The organism is Paraburkholderia sp. DD10 (assembly GCF_049177125.1).
GTDB lineage: Bacteria > Pseudomonadota > Gammaproteobacteria > Burkholderiales > Burkholderiaceae > Paraburkholderia > Paraburkholderia terricola.
Genome location: NZ_CP185392.1, coordinates 3,223,598 through 3,239,194 on the forward strand (window position 1 = coordinate 3,223,598; position 15,597 = coordinate 3,239,194).

Sequence of the window (15,597 nt, forward strand, 5' to 3'; positions counted from 1 at the left end):
AGACCGCTTGATGAGCGGGAGAAAGGCAGCGAATCATTATAACGACGCTCACGTGAGCGACCGGACGCGCACGCAGCGATACGCCAATGGCAGCGAGCCGAACCCGAAAACGGATAGATGGGATACTCGAACGCGAAGCATCGAACACCTCGCCCTTTCCATTTTCGGCGCGGCGGGCTTGGGTCTTCGCTTGAATCCGTGCGCCGCAACTTCAGCAAGGAGCAAGACAGTGAATATCGATCTATCGGGCAAGACCGCGATTGTCAGCGCATCCACGGCGGGCATCGGCCTCGCGATCGCCACCGGCATTGCAGCGTCCGGCGCGGAAACGCTCATCAACGGACGCAAGCAGGACGCCGTGGAGCGCGCCATCGAAACCATCCGCAAGACCGCGCCGCACGCGAAGCTGCGCGGCTTCGCCGGCGACCTCGGCACGCGCGAGGGCTGCGACGCGTTGGCGAAAGCCGTGCCGCAGACGGACATTCTCGTGAACAACCTCGGCGTGTTCGGCCCCGGCGACATCTTCACCACCGAAGACGACGATTGGGAGCGCTACTTCCAGGTCAACGTGATGTCGGGCGTTCGGCTCACGCGCCATTACCTGAAGGGAATGATGGAGCGCAAATGGGGCCGCGTGGTGTTCATCTCGTCGGAATCCGGCCTGAATATTCCGGCGGATATGCTCGCTTATGGCTTCTCGAAGACCGCGCAACTGAGTATCGCGCGCGGCATCGCCAAGCACGCCGCCGGCAGCGGCGTGACCGTGAATTCCGTGCTGCCGGGACCGACGCTGTCGGCCGGCTTCCGCTCGATGGTGGAAGAGACGGCGAAGGAGCAAGGCAAGACCGTCGAGCAGGTCGGCACCGAGTTCGTGCGCGCGCATCGCGGCAGCTCGATCATCCAGCGGCCGGCCACCACCGAGGAAGTCGCGAACATGGTCGTCTACGTCTGCTCGCCGCAAGCCTCGGCGACCACCGGCGCGGCGTTGCGCGTGGACGGCGGCGTGGTCGATACGATCGCGTGACGACGGCGCGCCGCTTCTAAAGATCAACGGGCGGCGGCATGGTCAAGTGAAATAGACCCCGCCCGTTCAGCACGCGTGCATCTCACACGCGGTGAGTTTGGTCCCGGCATTCAAACCGCGTACTGCGCGATCCCGTTGCCGAACGACCAGTTCTCCTTGTCCACCTCGACGAGACTGATGAACACATCTTCTCGCCGCAGCCCCGGCGACTGCGCGAGTTCATCCGCGATGCGCTGGTACAGCGCCTTCTTCTGCTCGAGCGTGCGCGTGTTGCTCACCGTGAGTTGAATCGCGACGAAATCATCGCTGCGCTCGATGTTCAGATACTGCCTGTCGTAAATCAGATTGCCGGCCTCGTGCTCGCTGAGAAGCATGAAGACGTCGTCCTTCGGGACGTTGAACGTGCCGACCAGCGCGCGCTGGATGCTGTCGGTCAGCGCCTTCCGGTATTCGGCCGGTTTGCCGGCGCGCAGGGCGATTCGTGTGAGCGGCATGGTCAAACTCCTTCGCTGCGGTTGATTGGATAAACCCAGCTTAGGCGCACTGATTCATAATGAACAGACATCGTTGATGATTTCATTCATATCCATTCAAAATGAAAGTTCTCGATCTGGATGCCGTGCGAGCGTTCGTTCTGGTTGCCGATCTGCGCAGTTTCACGCGCGCCGCGGATGCGCTCGACACCACGCAATCGGCCGTCAGCCTGAAGCTCAAGCGGCTGGAGGCGCACCTCGGCAAGCAGTTGCTGGAGCGCACGCCGCGCGTCGTGCGCCTTTCCGCGGACGGCAACGCGTTTCTCGGCGCCGCGCGCGATCTGCTGAACGCGCATGAACGCGCGCTGGGTGCGCTGTCCGTGGAGCGCAGACGGCTCGCGCTGGGACTGAGCGAGCACGTCGCCGGCGCGGACCTGCCACGCTTGCTCGCGAGACTCAACGCGCACGATCCGGGTTTGATCGTGGAATTGCACATGGGGACGTCCGCGTCGCTGCTCGCGCAATTCGATGAGCGCCGCCTCGACGCGGTCATCGTTCGCTACGGCGTCGACCAGCCGCCGCGCGACGACGCGCAGGTGCTGTTCAGCGAGCCGCTCGGCTGGCTCGCCACGCCGGAATGGTTGCCTCGCGTCGGCGAGCCGTTGGCGCTCGCGCTATTGAGCCCGCCGTGCAATGTACGCGACGTCGCGCTGCGCACGCTGACGGCGGCGGGCATTGCGTGGCAGGAAGTGTTCGTCGGCGGCGGGGTGGCGGCCGTTGGAGCGGCGGTCGCGGCGGGCCTCGCCGTGTCGCCGCTGGCGCGCAGAGTGGCGCCCCCCGGTTTGGCCGATGTCGGCGCGCGGCTAGGCTTGCCGCCGCTGCCGCAGTCGCGCGTGACGCTGCATTCGCGGGTCAGGGACACGCGGTCGGCGGAAACCTTGCGGTTGGTGGCGAATGGATTGGCGAGCGTCTGAGGCATTCGCCCGCGTCGTCAGCGCGCGAGTCGATCCGATTTCAGCGAAGAATCGGCGGCAGCGAGCCGCTGCTGGCGGTGGCCGGGTTGGTCGCGGCGTCGGCTGGATTGGCGCTGACGTTGACCGATTTGGCCGGTGCGGTCGCCTGAGGTGCGGCCGGCTTCGCCGCGACCTCGACCGCCTGGGCATGTGCCGGACGATCCTGGGCCACGTTGGCATGCACGAGCTTCGGCTGGGCCGATTTCGCTTGAGCGACTTGTGCGTGCGGCTTATTGGCGTGTGCCATCACGGCAGTCTTTTGCGGGGACTTGGGCTTGTCCGCGGCCGGCCCCTTGATCACGCCTGTCGCGCCTTTCGTCGCGCCTTTGGCTGCCGCCTTTTTCACGCTGCCATGCGTTGCGGCTTTCTTGCCGCCCTGTGTAGACGAAGCGATGCGTTGCGTCGTGTGCCGACCACTCGTCGCATGCTTCGAAGCTGACTTGGCCGCAGCCCTTGAACCGGCCGCCGGGTTGCCCTTGCCCGCGCCGGCCGCTTTCCTCGCCGGCTTCGCGCCATGCGCGCTCGCCTCCGGCGGGTTCCACACCTCCTGATAGCCGGCTGCCATTGCCACACCCGACACGCACCACACGGCAACCGCCGTTGCTACTGCTCGAACCCACATCTCCCGCTTCTCCTAATTTTCGGCTTCTCATAACGAGCCGGGATTATATTCCCTTGCAAAAATCCCTTTTTAGACTAGTATTTGTTTTAAGTACAGATAAGGACTTACCCGCTCATGCCTCACGCCGCCCGCGCCACGCAGTCCGAACCGCCGATCCACCGGCCCGTTTCGGAACCCACGCTCACGGAAATGTCCGCGGCGGGCCTACGCGCGTTCTTCAACATCGCGCGCGACTGGAACCTGAGCGCGGACGAGCAAATCGTGCTGCTCGGCTCGCCCGGCCGCTCCACGTACTTCAAATGGAAGTCGGCGCCCGAAACGGCCCGCCTCGGGCGCGACACGCTGGAGCGCCTGTCGCTGCTGCTCGGCATCTACAAGGCGCTGCAAATCCTGCTGCCGCAACCCAGCGCCGCCGACGCATGGATCAAGCGCCCCAATAGCGCCCCGCCGTTCGGCGGACGCCGCGCGCTGGACCGCATGCTGGCCGGCAACATCAGCGACCTCGTGGCCGTGCGCCAGTATCTCGACGCAATGCGAGGCGGCTGGGCGTGACACAACCGTATTGGCAGGACCGCTGGCGCGCTGCGCCGCTCGACTGGTCGCCCGCGTATCGCGTGATTCCCACGCGCTTTCCGGCCGTCAATCTGTTCGACCGGGTGGCTTCGCCGGAAGACTTCGACGCGCTATACGCGCTCGAGGCCATGACCAACGACCGTCTGCGCACCGAAATCGGCGAACTCGATCTGGTGCCGCGCGAAGAGCGCCGCTTCGGGCCCGGCTACGGGCCGATCATGGCCGCGCTCACCCATCTGAATCCGCTCGGCAGCCGTTTCTCCGACGGCACCTACGGCGTGTTCTATTGCGCCCGCTCGCGCGCCACGGCTATCGCCGAAACGCGCTACCACACGGGAAAATTTCTGGAGGCGACCGCCGAGCCGCCGATGCGCCAGCAAATGCGCCTCTACACGGTGCTCGCGCAAGGCGAGGTGGTCGACATCCGCGACGACGCTTCGCTCGATCTCGCGGTGCTGTCGCCGGACGATTATCTCGCCGGACAGTCGCTCGGCCGGGCCGTGCGCGAGGCGGGCGCGCCGGGCATCGCGTATCCGTCGGTGCGGGACGACGGCGGCGAGTGCCTCGCCGCGTTCAAAACGACGCTGCTGCGCGACTGCCACCACGCGGCGTATCTGGAATACAACTGGAACGGCGCGAGCGTCGACATGGTGTTCGAGCTCAGCCAGGTCGGCTGATGGACCCGGCAGGCGCCGCGGCAAGCCATCAAGGCAAGGCGAGCGCGTCGGCGCCCTCGGCGAGCGCGGCTTCGACCGAGATCGACCAGCGCTGCAACGCCAACGGCTCGACAATTGTCAGCTTGCCGCCCGGTCCGAATGCGCCGGTGTCGATGAATACCTGCGAGCCGATCTGCTGAATGTCGCGCATCGGCGTATGGCCGCAATAGGTGAGCGAAAGCCCGCGTTGCAGCGACGGATCGCCGTTGCCCAACGCCAGTTCGCGGCCCCACAGCAATTGCTGGCGCGTTTCGGCGGAATAGTTGCCGGCGTCGAGATCGGCGTCGGTGCCGAAGAATTCAGCGTGCAAAATGTTGAAGCGCTCCTTGCCGCTGCCGACCACGCGCACGAGCGGCAGCGTGCGCAGACGTTCCGCGTAGTGCTGCAAGCGTTCGTCGGGCAAATCCGCCGCCCACGTTCCACCGATTCCATACCACCACTGACGCCGCAAGCGGCCGTCCGCGACGGCGCATAACGCGTCTTCGTGATTGCCGAGCACGGCGAAGAACCACGGCTTGTCGAGCAGCGCCAACGCCTGCTCGGAATGCGCGCCGCGGTCCACCAGATCGCCCACCGAAAAGAGCCGGTCGCAAGCCGGGTCGAACGCGATCGTGCGCAGCAGATAGCGCAACGCATCGACACAGCCATGCAGGTCGCCGACTACGAAGTCGCGGCCGCTCGGGTTGGCCGAATGATGCTGAACGGAGTTGACGAGTACGGAAGCCATGTGTTCATGATAATGCCGCGTGGGCGAATACGTATGCGCGTTGCCGATCCTAACGCACGGCGAGCGCTCCAGGCCGCGTAGAATCCGCGGCACGGACGTCTCCCCACCTCTATTCCATGCCCGCAAAATATTATCCGCAGGTTTTTCGCAATCGCCCGCGCATGCTGGCCGGCCTCGTCGTCGGCATCGTGGCGGCGCTGTTCGTGCCCGAGCCGGCGCGGCCGATGGTCCGCATACTGGCCGGCTGGGACGCAGCCGTCTGGAGCTATCTGCTGCTGATCTGGGTGCACATGGCCGCAGCCGACGAAAGCCGGGTCCGCGCCTTCGCCCGACGCGACGATGAAAACGCGGGCGTGGTGCTGTTCGTGATCTGCGTGGCGACGGTCGCGAGCATTGCCGCGATCGTGCTCGAACTGGCCTCGATAAAAGGCACGGCCGGCGCCTCGACCGTATGGCACTACGTGCTCACCGGACTCACGCTGATGGGCGCGTGGTTCATGATCCCGACCATTTTCGCGCTGCACTACGCGCGGCTCTACTACGACACCGACGCCACGGAAACCGCGCTCCTGTTTCCCGACCACGCACTCGAGCCGGACTATTGGGACTTTCTGTACTTCTCCTTCACGATCGCCGTGGCCTCGCAGACCGCCGACGTGGTGCTGCGCTCGCGCTCGATTCGCCGCGCCGCGCTCGCGCAATCCATTCTGTCGTTCTACTTCAACGTCGCGGTGCTTGGGCTTTGCGTGAATATCGCGGCGGGGCTGCTCGGTTCGTGACCGCGCCTCGCGCGCGGCAATGCCCTTAGCGCAATATCACCTGCCGCCGCGCTCGCGCCTCGCGCGCGGCAGTAACCATCCCCGTCTCAACCGTCTCGTGTAAAACCCGGACCGCCTCCGCCCGTTTTACACGCGGGCCGTCCCCGCCAGCGAACGCCGCTTCGCTTCCACCTTTCAGCGCGCTTCCCGACAGGGCGCACGTTCGCGCATCCCACGTTCCGCTCGCGACACGCTTGGCACAAGCCTTGCTGCGCCTACGCGCATTGAACTGGCCCACCCGTGCGTCCGACGCCTGGCGTCAAAATGCGCTTCACTTGGCCAGCGGCGTGACGATCTTTGCACTACATTGACCGATACGCGCCTACGCTTCATTCATCGCGCGGTACCCGGCCCTGGAAGCCCAACGAGCGTTGTGATCGCATGCCCATTGCATCCACACCGCAGCAGGACGAATCTGGAAACGACCGATGGAATCTCCGAACAGGTACGCGCCGCGGATCTACTTTTTTCATTCACTTCTAGTTGGTCCGCTCGACGCGTGGCCTGCGCGGTTCGCTCACGCGGCCTCGCTGGGCTTCGATCACGCGCTGATCGGCAGCCTCTTCGAGCCTGGGCAGGCCGGCCACGGACAGGTGGTCGGCAATCACGCCCGGCTGCATCCGGCGTTCGAGACTCAGCAAGCCGCCGCCGACGCGATCCGCACGCTCGCGGACGCCGCGCGCCAGAACGGCCTGACTTTGCTGGTCGATCTCGTGATCGACCGGATGGCCGCCGACGGCGCGCTATACGCCGAACACGCCGACTGGTTCCATCCGTTCGAGTCTGACGAGGCGCGGCTCGATCCGCGCCATGTGCATCGCGAGGACAACGTCGCGTATGCGAACTTCAACGATGCCGGCAGCCGCGCCGCGCTGGCCGACTGGTGGACGCGGCAACTGCTCGCGCTGGCCGACGCCGGCGTGGGCGGCTTTCGCTTCGACTCGCCGCATCGCGTGCCTGGCGCCGTCTGGCGCCAACTCGGCGATGCCGTGCGCCTGAAGCATCCCAACGTGCGTTTTCTCGCCGCGACGCCGGGCCTCTCGCGCAGCGATCTGCCGGACCTCGAAGGCGCGGGCTTCGACAGCGTGTTCTCGTCGGTGCGCTGGTGGGACTTTCGTTCGAGCTGGATGGTCGAGGAGCATGCCGCGCTCGCGCGCATCGCCGGGCCGGTCGCGTTTCCCGAAGCGCCGTACGGCACGCGCCTCGCCACCGAGTTCAGCGATGCGCACGACGCCGCCATCGTCGAGCGCGCCTACCGTCGCGCATTGTTGACGGCGGCCTCGACCGGCACCGGCTGGATGATGCCGATGGGCTTCGAATACGGCGTGACCGAACCGATGTCGCAAACGCGCGGCGACGCCTCGCAGTACGCGCTCGCCTGCCAGGCAAAAAAATTCGATCTCGCCGAGCCGATCGCGCGCCTGAACGAGATCGTGCGCAATACCTCGTCGCTGCAAGCCAACGGCGAACTGCGCCCGCTCAGCGGACCCGGCGCGCCCGCGGCCGTCCTGCTGCGCGCCGATCACGCGGACCTGCGCGATGCCGGCGAGGCGATCCTGATCGCGATCAATCCCGAACTCGGCGCGCCGGTGCGCGTCGATCCGGCGCGCTTCCTCGCCGGCGTGCCGGGCAACTTCACGCGCTTCGTGCCGCTCGACGCGCCCGGCCACGTCACGCCCGCCACCTTGACGCCCTTCACGCTCGCGCCCGGCGCGGCGCGCCTGTTCCGCGCGGTAACCGAAAAGCCGATCTGTCTCGCGCCGCCGATCGACAAGCCGAACAGCAAGCGCAGCGGCCACAAGACCGTGCTCGAAGCGCTCAATGCGCCGCGCGTGGCGATCGAGAGCGTGACGCCTTCGGTCGATCATGGCCGCTTCGCGGCCAAGCGCTCGGTGGGCGAGCGCGCCGAAATCAGCGCGGCGATTTTCGCCGAGGGTCACGACAAGATCGCGGCAGCCGTGATCTGGCGCGCCGCCGACGAAACCGCCTGGCACGAAGTGCTGATGACCCCGGCGCAGCCCGCCGGCCTCGATATCTGGAAGGCGCGCATTCCGCTCGAACGCCTCGGCCGTCACGAGTTCACCGTGATCGCGTGGCGCGACGACTTCGCGTCGCTGGTCGAGCACATCGAGAAGAAGCTGAAGGCGGGCCAAACCGTCGAACTCGAACTCGACGAAGCCGCGCATCTGTTCGCGCTGGTGCTGGCCGAAGTGGAAACGGCGGAAGGCGCGGTGACCGAGCCGCTCGAACGGATCGTCACGCAGTTCACGAAGGCCGACGTCGAAACCAAGCTCGCGCTGATTCTCGCGCCGGCCACGGCGAAAGCGATGACCGCCGCGCGCCACCGCCCGTTCCTGAGCCGCGACCCGGTGGTCTACAAGATCGACGCGGACCGCGCCGCCGCGCGCTTCGCGAGCTGGTACGAGATCTTCCCGCGTTCGATGAGCGACGACGAATCGCGTCACGGCACCTTCGCCGACGTCACGAAGAAACTGCCGCGCATCCGCGACATGGACTTCGACGTGTTGTACTTCCCGCCGATTCATCCGATCGGTCTCGCGAATCGCAAGGGGCGTAACAACACGCTGAACGCGCAGCCGGGCGACGTGGGCAGCCCGTATGCGATCGGCGCGGCCGAAGGCGGGCACACCGCCGTGCATCCGCAGCTCGGCACGCTCGACGACTTCAAGCAGATGCTCGCCGCCGCGCACGCGCACGGCCTCGAAATCGCGCTCGACTTCGCGATCCAGTGTTCGCCGGATCACCCGTGGCTCAAGGAGCATCCGACGTGGTTCGCCTGGCGTCCCGACGGCACGCTGCGTTACGCGGAGAATCCGCCGAAGAAGTATCAGGACATCGTCAATCCCGACTTCTATGCACACGACGCCAAGCCCGCCTTGTGGCTCGCGCTGCGCGACGTGATCCTGTTCTGGATCGAAGCGGGCGTGCATATTTTCCGGGTCGACAATCCGCACACCAAGCCGCTGCCGTTCTGGGAATGGATGATCGACGACGTGCGCGCGCGCTACCCCGACACGATCTTCCTCGCGGAAGCCTTCACGCGGCCACGCATGATGAACCGGCTCGGCAAGATCGGCTTCTCGCAGTCGTACACGTATTTCACGTGGCGCGAGTCGAAGCGCGACTTCATCGAGTACCTGAGCGAGCTGACGCAAACCGATGCGCGCGATTCCTACCGGCCGAACTTCTTCGTCAATACGCCGGACATCAACCCGCGGCATTTGCAGTCACAGGGACGCACGGGCTTTCTGATTCGCGCGGCCCTGGCGTCGACGTTGGCCGGCCTGTGGGGCGTGTATAGCGGCTTTGAATTGTGCGAGGCCGCCGCGCTGCCGAACAGCGAGGAATATCTCGACTCCGAGAAGTATCAACTGCGCGCGTGGGACTGGCACCGGCCGGGCAACATCGTCGGCGAGATCAGCGCGTTGAACCGGATCCGCCGGGCGAATCCGGCGCTGCAAACGCATCTGGGTCTCACCTTCCTGCCCGCGCACAACGACCACGTGCTGTTCTTCGAGAAGGCGACCGAGGCACGCGATAACGTGATCGTCGTCGCGATCAACCTCGACCCGCTCAACGAGCAGGGCGCGGATATCGAACTGTCGTGGGAGACATTCCGGCGCTGGAACCTGCACGAGCACGCCGCGCTGGAAGTCACCGATCAGATGACCGGCGCGCGCTTCGAATGGCATGGCCGCTGGCAGCACGTCCAGCTCGGCTCGGGCCAGCCGTTCTCGATCTGGCGCATCGCGCCGCTCGGCGGCCTGCCCGCCGACCGGCCGGATGAAGCCGACAGCGACTATCACGCAGACGCTGGCAACCCAATCCCAACGGAAGGTGCGACATGAAGCGTGACGACCCAGCCCAAACCACGTCGCAAGCTCATACGAGCGCGGCCACCGGCGGCGCGGCCAGAACGCGGACGTCGCGGCGCGGCAAGCCCGCCGCGCTCAGCGACGATCCGCTCTGGTACAAGGACGCGATCATCTATCAGGTGCACATCAAGTCGTTCTTCGACGCGAACAACGACGGCGTCGGCGATTTTCCGGGCCTGATCGCGAAGCTCGATTACATCGCCGAACTCGGCGTGAATGCGATCTGGCTGCTGCCGTTCTATCCATCGCCGCGACGCGACGATGGTTACGACATCGCGGATTACCGCAACGTGCACCCGGATTACGGACAGCTCTCCGACGTCAAGCGCTTCATTCAGGAAGCGCACGCACGCGGCATCCGCGTGATTACCGAACTCGTGATCAACCACACCTCGGATCAGCACCCGTGGTTCCAGCGCGCGCGCCGCGCGAAGCCCGGCTCGAATCATCGCAACTACTACGTGTGGTCGGACACCGATCAGAAGTACCTTGAAACGCGGATCATCTTCATCGATTCGGAGCCGTCGAACTGGACGCACGATCCGGTGGCGGGCGCTTATTACTGGCACCGTTTCTATTCGCACCAGCCCGATCTGAACTTCGACAATCCGTCCGTGCTGCGCGAGGTGTTGCAGGTCATGCGCTTCTGGCTCGACATGGGCATCGACGGTCTGCGGCTCGACGCGGTGCCGTATCTGGTCGAACGCGAAGGCACCAACAACGAAAACCTGCCCGAAACGCATTCGGTGCTGAAGAAGATCCGCGCGACCATCGACGCGGAATACCCGAACCGGATGCTGCTCGCCGAAGCCAACCAATGGCCGGAAGACGTGAAGGAATACTTCGGCGAAGAAGACGAATGCCACATGGCATTCCACTTCCCGCTGATGCCGCGCATCTACATGTCGATCGCGAGCGAGGACCGCTTCCCGATCACCGACATCATGCGGCAAACGCCTGACCTCGCTCCGTCGAACCAGTGGGCGATTTTCCTGCGCAATCACGATGAACTGACGCTGGAAATGGTCACGGATTCCGAGCGCGACTACTTGTGGAACACCTATGCGAGCGATCGCCGCGCGCGGCTGAACCTCGGCATTCGCCGCCGTCTCGCCCCGCTGATGGAGCGCGACCGCCGCCGCATCGAACTGATCAATTCGCTGCTGCTGTCGATGCCGGGCACGCCCGTGATCTATTACGGCGACGAACTCGGCATGGGCGACAACATCCACCTCGGCGACCGCGACGGCGTTCGCACGCCGATGCAGTGGTCGTCCGATCGCAACGGCGGCTTCTCGCGCGCCGATCCCGAGCAACTGGTGCTGCCGCCGGTGATGGGTTCGCTGTACGGCTTCGACGCGGTGAACGTGGAAGCGCAAAGCCGCGATCCGCATTCGCTGCTCAACTGGACCCGGCGTATGCTCGCCACCCGGCGCGCCAAGCAGACGTTCGGACGCGGCACGGTGCGTTTTCTGAAGCCGGAAAACCGCAAGATACTCGCGTATCTGCGCGAGCTGCCGGACGAGCCGCCGATTCTCTGCGTGGCGAATCTGTCGCGCGCGCCGCAAGCGGTGGAACTGGATCTGTCGGAATTCAACGGCGCGGTGCCGATCGAAATGACCGCCGATTCCGTGTTCCCGGCCATCGGCCAACTCACGTATCTGCTGACCTTCCCGCCGTATGGCTTCCTGTGGTTCATGCTGTGCCCCGGCGGTCAACGTCCGACGTGGGCGCAAGCGCATTCGGAACCGCTGCCCGAATTCGTCACGATCGTGATCCGCGAGGGCCAGGCCGGGCCGACGCCGGAGAACGTGCGGCTGCTCGAATCCGAAGTGTTGCCGTCATGGCTGAGCCGGCGCCGCTGGTTCGCGTCGAAGGATCAGAAGATGCACGCGGTGCGCCTCGCCGCGTTGACCACGATTCCGAACGGCGGCTTCGCGTTCACCGAAATCGAAGCGGACGTGGGCAAGCACACCGAGCGCTACGTGGTGCCGATCGCGATCACGTGGGGCGGCGAAACCACCACGCCGCTGTTCATTCAACTGGCGTTGGCGCGCGTGCGGCGCGGCCGCAACGTCGGCCATCTGACCGACGCGTTCGCGCTGCCGATCTTCGCGCACGGCGTGTTGCGCAAGCTGCGCGAACGCGCTGTCGTGCCGACCGTGCAGAAGAGCGAGATCCAGTTCATCCCGACCGAGCGTTTCGCCGAACTCGACAATCTCGGCGAGCGGCCCGACATCCGCTGGCTGGCGGCCGAGCAAAGCAACAGTTCGCTGATCATCGCGGATGCCGCGGTGCTGAAGCTGGTGCGCCGCCTCGTGAGCGGCGTGCATCCCGAAGCGGAAATCAGCCGCTACCTGACCCAGCTCGGCTACGCGAACACCGCGCCGCTGTACGGCGAAGTGGTGCGCGTGGACCCCGAAGGCGTGCCGCACACGCTCGCCATCCTGCAAGGCTTTATCGAGAATCAGGGCGACGCCTGGAACTGGTCGCTCGACTACCTGCGCCGCTCGGTGGACGAACTCGCCGTCGCCGTCGACGCGGAAGCGCAAGTGCCCGACCGCGACAACGAAGCGATCCTGGTGGAAGGCTACAGCGCGTTGACCGGCATCATCGGCAGGCGGCTCGGCGAGTTGCACGTGGCGCTCGCCTCGGCTTCCGACGACCCGGCGTTCGCGCCGGAGCCCGCCAGCGCCGAACAGGTGAAGGCCTGGATCGACGGCACGCAGGCGATGCTCGCCGCCGCGCTCGATCTGCTCGCGCCGCGCATCCCGCAGATGCTGGACCCCGAAACCCAGGCGCTGGCGCAAAGCCTGATCGACCGGCGCGCGGCGCTCGTCGAGGCGGTCGACAAACTCGTGCAGGACGACGCGCAGGCGCTGCGCATCCGCATTCACGGCGACTTCCACCTGGGCCAGGTGCTGGTCGCGCAGGGCGACGCGTATCTGATCGATTTCGAAGGCGAGCCCGCGCGTTCGCTCGAGGAGCGGCGGCAAAAGTCGAGTCCGTTGCGCGATGTCGCCGGCCTGCTGCGCTCGCTGTCGTATGCGAGCGCGGCGGCGCAGTCCACCACGGAAAGCGCGCCGCAGCAGACCGCCGATCGCAAGCGCGCGCTGTTCGACCGTTTCCGCGCGCACGCCACCGAGGCGTTCCTCAACGAATATCGCGCCGCCGCCGCGAACGCTCCGACGCCGCTGGTGGCGCCCGAGGCCGAACAGGCCTTGCTCGATCTGTTCCTGATCGAGAAAGCCGCCTACGAAATCCGCTATGAAGCGGCCAACCGTCCGACGTGGCTCAGTTTGCCGGTGCGCGGCCTCGCCGCGCTCACCAGCCGTTTGCTCGGCGACACCGGCGCACCGCCCGCGCACGACGCCCCAACCCAGGCGCCTGGCGCCGCCACACCGCCTCATCCGGCCGAGGGCGATTATGAGTGAGCACGATCCGGCCGTGGGCCTTCAACCGCTCGACATCGACGCGCTCGTCGAAGCGCGCCATCCCGATCCTTTCTCGCAGCTAGGCTTGCATCAGACGGACGCGGGTCCGATGGTGCGCGCGCTGTTGCCGAACGCCGCGCACGTCAGCGTGATCTCGCGCGCCGACGGTTCGCCGCTCGGCGAACTCCAGCAATTGCGGCCCGGGCTGTTCGCGGGGCGCGTCGCCTCGGCGGCGCCGTATCGCTTGCGCATCGACTGGCACGGCGTGGTGCAGGAGATCGAGGACACGTATTCATTCGGCCCGGTTCTCGGCGACGAACCGTTGGGGCGTCTCGCCGGCGGCGATCCGTACGCGGTGCTCGAATGCCTCGGCTCCCGGCCGATGGAAATCGACGGCGTGCCGGGCGTGCGCTTCGCCGTGTGGGCGCCGAACGCGCGGCGCGTCTCGGTGGTGGGCGACTTCAATGCATGGGACGGCCGCCGTCATCCGATGCGGCTGCGCCATCAGGCAGGCGTGTGGGAGTTGTTCGTGCCGCGGGTCGGCGCCGGCACGCGCTACAAATACGAGTTGCTCTCTCGCGACGGCCATCCGTTGCCGCTGAAGGCGGACCCGTGCGCGATGCAAACGGAGAGGCCGCCCGGCACCGCCTCGGTGGTCGCGCACGTCGACGAAGTCGAGCAGTTTCCGTGGACCGATCAGGACTGGATTCAGTCACGCGCCGGCAAGCAGACGCCGCGCGCGCCGATCTCCATCTACGAAGTGCATGCCGAATCGTGGCTGCGCATCGCCGAGGAGGGTCAGCGCGGCCTCGACTGGGAAGAGCTCGCCGAGCGGCTGATTCCCTACGTGAAGAGCATGGGCTTCACGCACGTCGAATTCATGCCGGTCGCGGAGCATCCGTTCGGCGGTTCGTGGGGCTATCAGCCGCTCGGGCAATTCGCGCCGTCCGCGCGCTTCGGCAAGCCGGAGCAGTTCGCCGGCTTCGTCAACAAGGCGCACGAAGCCGGACTCGGCGTGATTCTCGACTGGGTGCCCGCGCATTTTCCGAACGACGCGCACGGTCTCGTCGACTTCGACGGCACGCCGCTTTACGAGCACGCCGATCCGCGCGAAGGCTATCACCAGGACTGGAACACGATGATCTACAACCTCGGCCGCCACGAGGTGAGCGCGTTCCTGATCGCCTCGGGCCTGGCGTGGCTCAAGCGCTATCACGTCGACGGCCTGCGCGTGGATGCGGTCGCCTCGATGCTGTATCGCGACTATTCGCGCGCCGCCGATGAATGGGTGCCGAACATCTACGGCGGCCGGGAAAATCTCGAATCGATCGCGTTTCTGAAGCGGCTCAATCACGAAGTGGGCTACGTGCCGGGTGTGCCGGGCGCGATCACGATCGCCGAGGAATCGACCGCCTGGCCCGGCGTGACGGCGCGCGTGGAAGACGGCGGGCTCGGCTTCCAGTTCAAGTGGAACATGGGCTGGATGCACGACACGCTGCACTACATGGCCGAAGACCCCGTCTATCGACAGTACCATCACCACAACATGACCTTCGGGATGGTGTACGCGTATTCCGAGCGCTTCGTGTTGCCGCTCTCGCACGACGAAGTGGTGCACGGCAAGGGCTCGCTGCTCGGCAAGATGCCGGGCGATACGTGGCAGCGCTTCGCCAATCTGCGCGCGTACTTCGGCTTCATGTGGACGCATCCGGGCAAGAAGCTGCTGTTCATGGGCGGCGAATTCGGCCAGTTCGCGGAGTTCGATCACGACGCGTCGCCGCATTGGAATCTGCTCGACGATCCGAACCATCACGGCGTGCAGATGCTGGTGCGCGATCTCAACCGGCTCTATCGGGAAGAGCCCGCGCTGTACCTGCTCGACAGCGAGCCGGGCGGCTTCGAATGGCTGATCGGCGACGACAGCGGCAACAGCGTGTTCGCGTGGCGCCGCACGGATCGCGCGGGCCGCGAAGTCGTGGTCGTCTGCAACATGACGCCGGTGCCGCGGCTCGGTTACCGGATGGGCATGCCGCAGAGCGGCCGCTGGTCGGAGGTGCTGAACACGGATGCCAGCGTGTACGGCGGCTCGAACATGGGCAACGGCGGCGTGATCCATACCGAGGCCATGCCGAGCCACGGCTGGCCGCATTCGGCATCGCTCACGCTGCCGCCGCTCGCGACGATCGTATTGCGCGCGGATTGATTGCGGGTGCTGCAGGGACGAGCGCGCGGCCAACGGCCGCGCGCTCGTCGCATCAGGACCACGATAGGCGCTCATCAATCAGAACAAGGAAGGGGAAC

Annotated in this window: 11 protein-coding genes; 8 read left to right on the forward strand and 3 right to left on the reverse strand. The window is 66.0% G+C overall.

From position 1 onward, the window contains the following. Positions 1-229: 229 nt before the first annotated feature. Entirely contained in the window at positions 230-1,024 is a 795-nt protein-coding gene (locus tag ACOCG7_RS14670) for an SDR family NAD(P)-dependent oxidoreductase (protein ID WP_083081734.1), read from the forward strand. Positions 1,025-1,134: 110 nt separating this feature from the next. Here the strand turns inward: ACOCG7_RS14670 and ACOCG7_RS14675 are convergent, their stop codons facing one another. Beyond that, positions 1,135-1,518, reverse strand: a complete 384-nt coding sequence (locus tag ACOCG7_RS14675) for a tautomerase family protein (RefSeq protein ID WP_310124003.1) — start codon at positions 1,516-1,518, stop codon at positions 1,135-1,137. A 101-nt stretch (positions 1,519-1,619) separates the two neighbouring features. On the opposite strand from ACOCG7_RS14675, the gene ACOCG7_RS14680 reads away from it, so the two are divergent. Then, positions 1,620-2,471: a LysR family transcriptional regulator gene (locus ACOCG7_RS14680; protein ID WP_083081735.1), complete on the forward strand. Its 852-nt coding sequence runs from the start codon at positions 1,620-1,622 to the stop codon at positions 2,469-2,471. A 40-nt stretch (positions 2,472-2,511) separates the two neighbouring features. On the opposite strand, the gene ACOCG7_RS14685 is transcribed toward ACOCG7_RS14680, so the two are convergent. Continuing rightward, positions 2,512-3,132 carry a hypothetical protein gene (locus tag ACOCG7_RS14685; RefSeq protein ID WP_421376091.1) on the reverse strand — a complete coding sequence of 207 codons (621 nt, stop codon included), beginning with the start codon at positions 3,130-3,132 and terminating at the stop codon, positions 2,512-2,514. Positions 3,133-3,246: 114 nt separating this feature from the next. Here ACOCG7_RS14685 and ACOCG7_RS14690 point away from each other — a divergent pair, with 114 nt between their 5' ends. Next, the gene (locus ACOCG7_RS14690) at positions 3,247-3,684 is read left to right on the forward strand and encodes an MbcA/ParS/Xre antitoxin family protein (protein ID WP_073428604.1); all 438 of its coding nucleotides are present in this window, start codon (positions 3,247-3,249) and stop codon (positions 3,682-3,684) included. Beyond that, the gene (locus ACOCG7_RS14695) at positions 3,681-4,382 is read left to right on the forward strand and encodes an RES family NAD+ phosphorylase (RefSeq protein WP_421376093.1); all 702 of its coding nucleotides are present in this window, start codon (positions 3,681-3,683) and stop codon (positions 4,380-4,382) included. Before ACOCG7_RS14690 ends, ACOCG7_RS14695 begins: the two co-directional genes overlap by 4 nt. Before the next feature lie 28 nt (positions 4,383-4,410). Here the strand turns inward: ACOCG7_RS14695 and ACOCG7_RS14700 are convergent, their stop codons facing one another. Next, a complete protein-coding gene (locus ACOCG7_RS14700; RefSeq protein ID WP_090518761.1) occupies positions 4,411-5,148 on the reverse strand; it encodes a metallophosphoesterase in 738 nt (245 codons plus the stop codon). Between the two features lie 116 nt (positions 5,149-5,264). Here ACOCG7_RS14700 and ACOCG7_RS14705 point away from each other — a divergent pair, with 116 nt between their 5' ends. From ACOCG7_RS14705 to glgB, 4 genes are all read left to right on the forward strand, one after another. Beyond that, positions 5,265-5,927, forward strand: coding sequence for a DUF1345 domain-containing protein (locus ACOCG7_RS14705; RefSeq protein WP_073428602.1), 663 nt, complete (start codon positions 5,265-5,267; stop codon positions 5,925-5,927). A gap of 467 nt (positions 5,928-6,394) precedes the next feature. Beyond that, complete coding sequence (locus tag ACOCG7_RS14710) at positions 6,395-9,835, forward strand: maltotransferase domain-containing protein (protein WP_421376096.1); 3,441 nt, start codon at positions 6,395-6,397, stop codon at positions 9,833-9,835. Next, positions 9,832-13,296 carry a maltose alpha-D-glucosyltransferase gene (gene treS, locus ACOCG7_RS14715; protein WP_421376098.1) on the forward strand — a complete coding sequence of 1,155 codons (3,465 nt, stop codon included), beginning with the start codon at positions 9,832-9,834 and terminating at the stop codon, positions 13,294-13,296. Before ACOCG7_RS14710 ends, treS begins: the two co-directional genes overlap by 4 nt. Continuing rightward, positions 13,289-15,499, forward strand: coding sequence for a 1,4-alpha-glucan branching protein GlgB (glgB, locus tag ACOCG7_RS14720; RefSeq protein WP_421376100.1), 2,211 nt, complete (start codon positions 13,289-13,291; stop codon positions 15,497-15,499). Before treS ends, glgB begins: the two co-directional genes overlap by 8 nt. The last annotated feature ends 98 nt before the right edge of the window (positions 15,500-15,597 follow it).

What these genes read in the sequence shown, in the direction of transcription:
- ACOCG7_RS14675 (WP_310124003.1), bottom strand. Translation starts at nt 1,518, where the DNA reads ATGCCGCTCACACGAATCGCCCTGCGCGCCGGCAAACCGGCCGAATAC.
- ACOCG7_RS14680 (WP_083081735.1), top strand. Translation starts at nt 1,620, where the DNA reads ATGAAAGTTCTCGATCTGGATGCCGTGCGAGCGTTCGTTCTGGTTGCC.
- ACOCG7_RS14685 (WP_421376091.1), bottom strand. Translation starts at nt 3,132, where the DNA reads ATGTGGGTTCGAGCAGTAGCAACGGCGGTTGCCGTGTGGTGCGTGTCG.
- ACOCG7_RS14690 (WP_073428604.1), top strand. Translation starts at nt 3,247, where the DNA reads ATGCCTCACGCCGCCCGCGCCACGCAGTCCGAACCGCCGATCCACCGG.
- ACOCG7_RS14700 (WP_090518761.1), bottom strand. Translation starts at nt 5,148, where the DNA reads ATGGCTTCCGTACTCGTCAACTCCGTTCAGCATCATTCGGCCAACCCG.
- ACOCG7_RS14705 (WP_073428602.1), top strand. Translation starts at nt 5,265, where the DNA reads ATGCCCGCAAAATATTATCCGCAGGTTTTTCGCAATCGCCCGCGCATG.
- ACOCG7_RS14710 (WP_421376096.1), top strand. Translation starts at nt 6,395, where the DNA reads ATGGAATCTCCGAACAGGTACGCGCCGCGGATCTACTTTTTTCATTCA.
- treS (WP_421376098.1), top strand. Translation starts at nt 9,832, where the DNA reads ATGAAGCGTGACGACCCAGCCCAAACCACGTCGCAAGCTCATACGAGC.
- glgB (WP_421376100.1), top strand. Translation starts at nt 13,289, where the DNA reads ATGAGTGAGCACGATCCGGCCGTGGGCCTTCAACCGCTCGACATCGAC.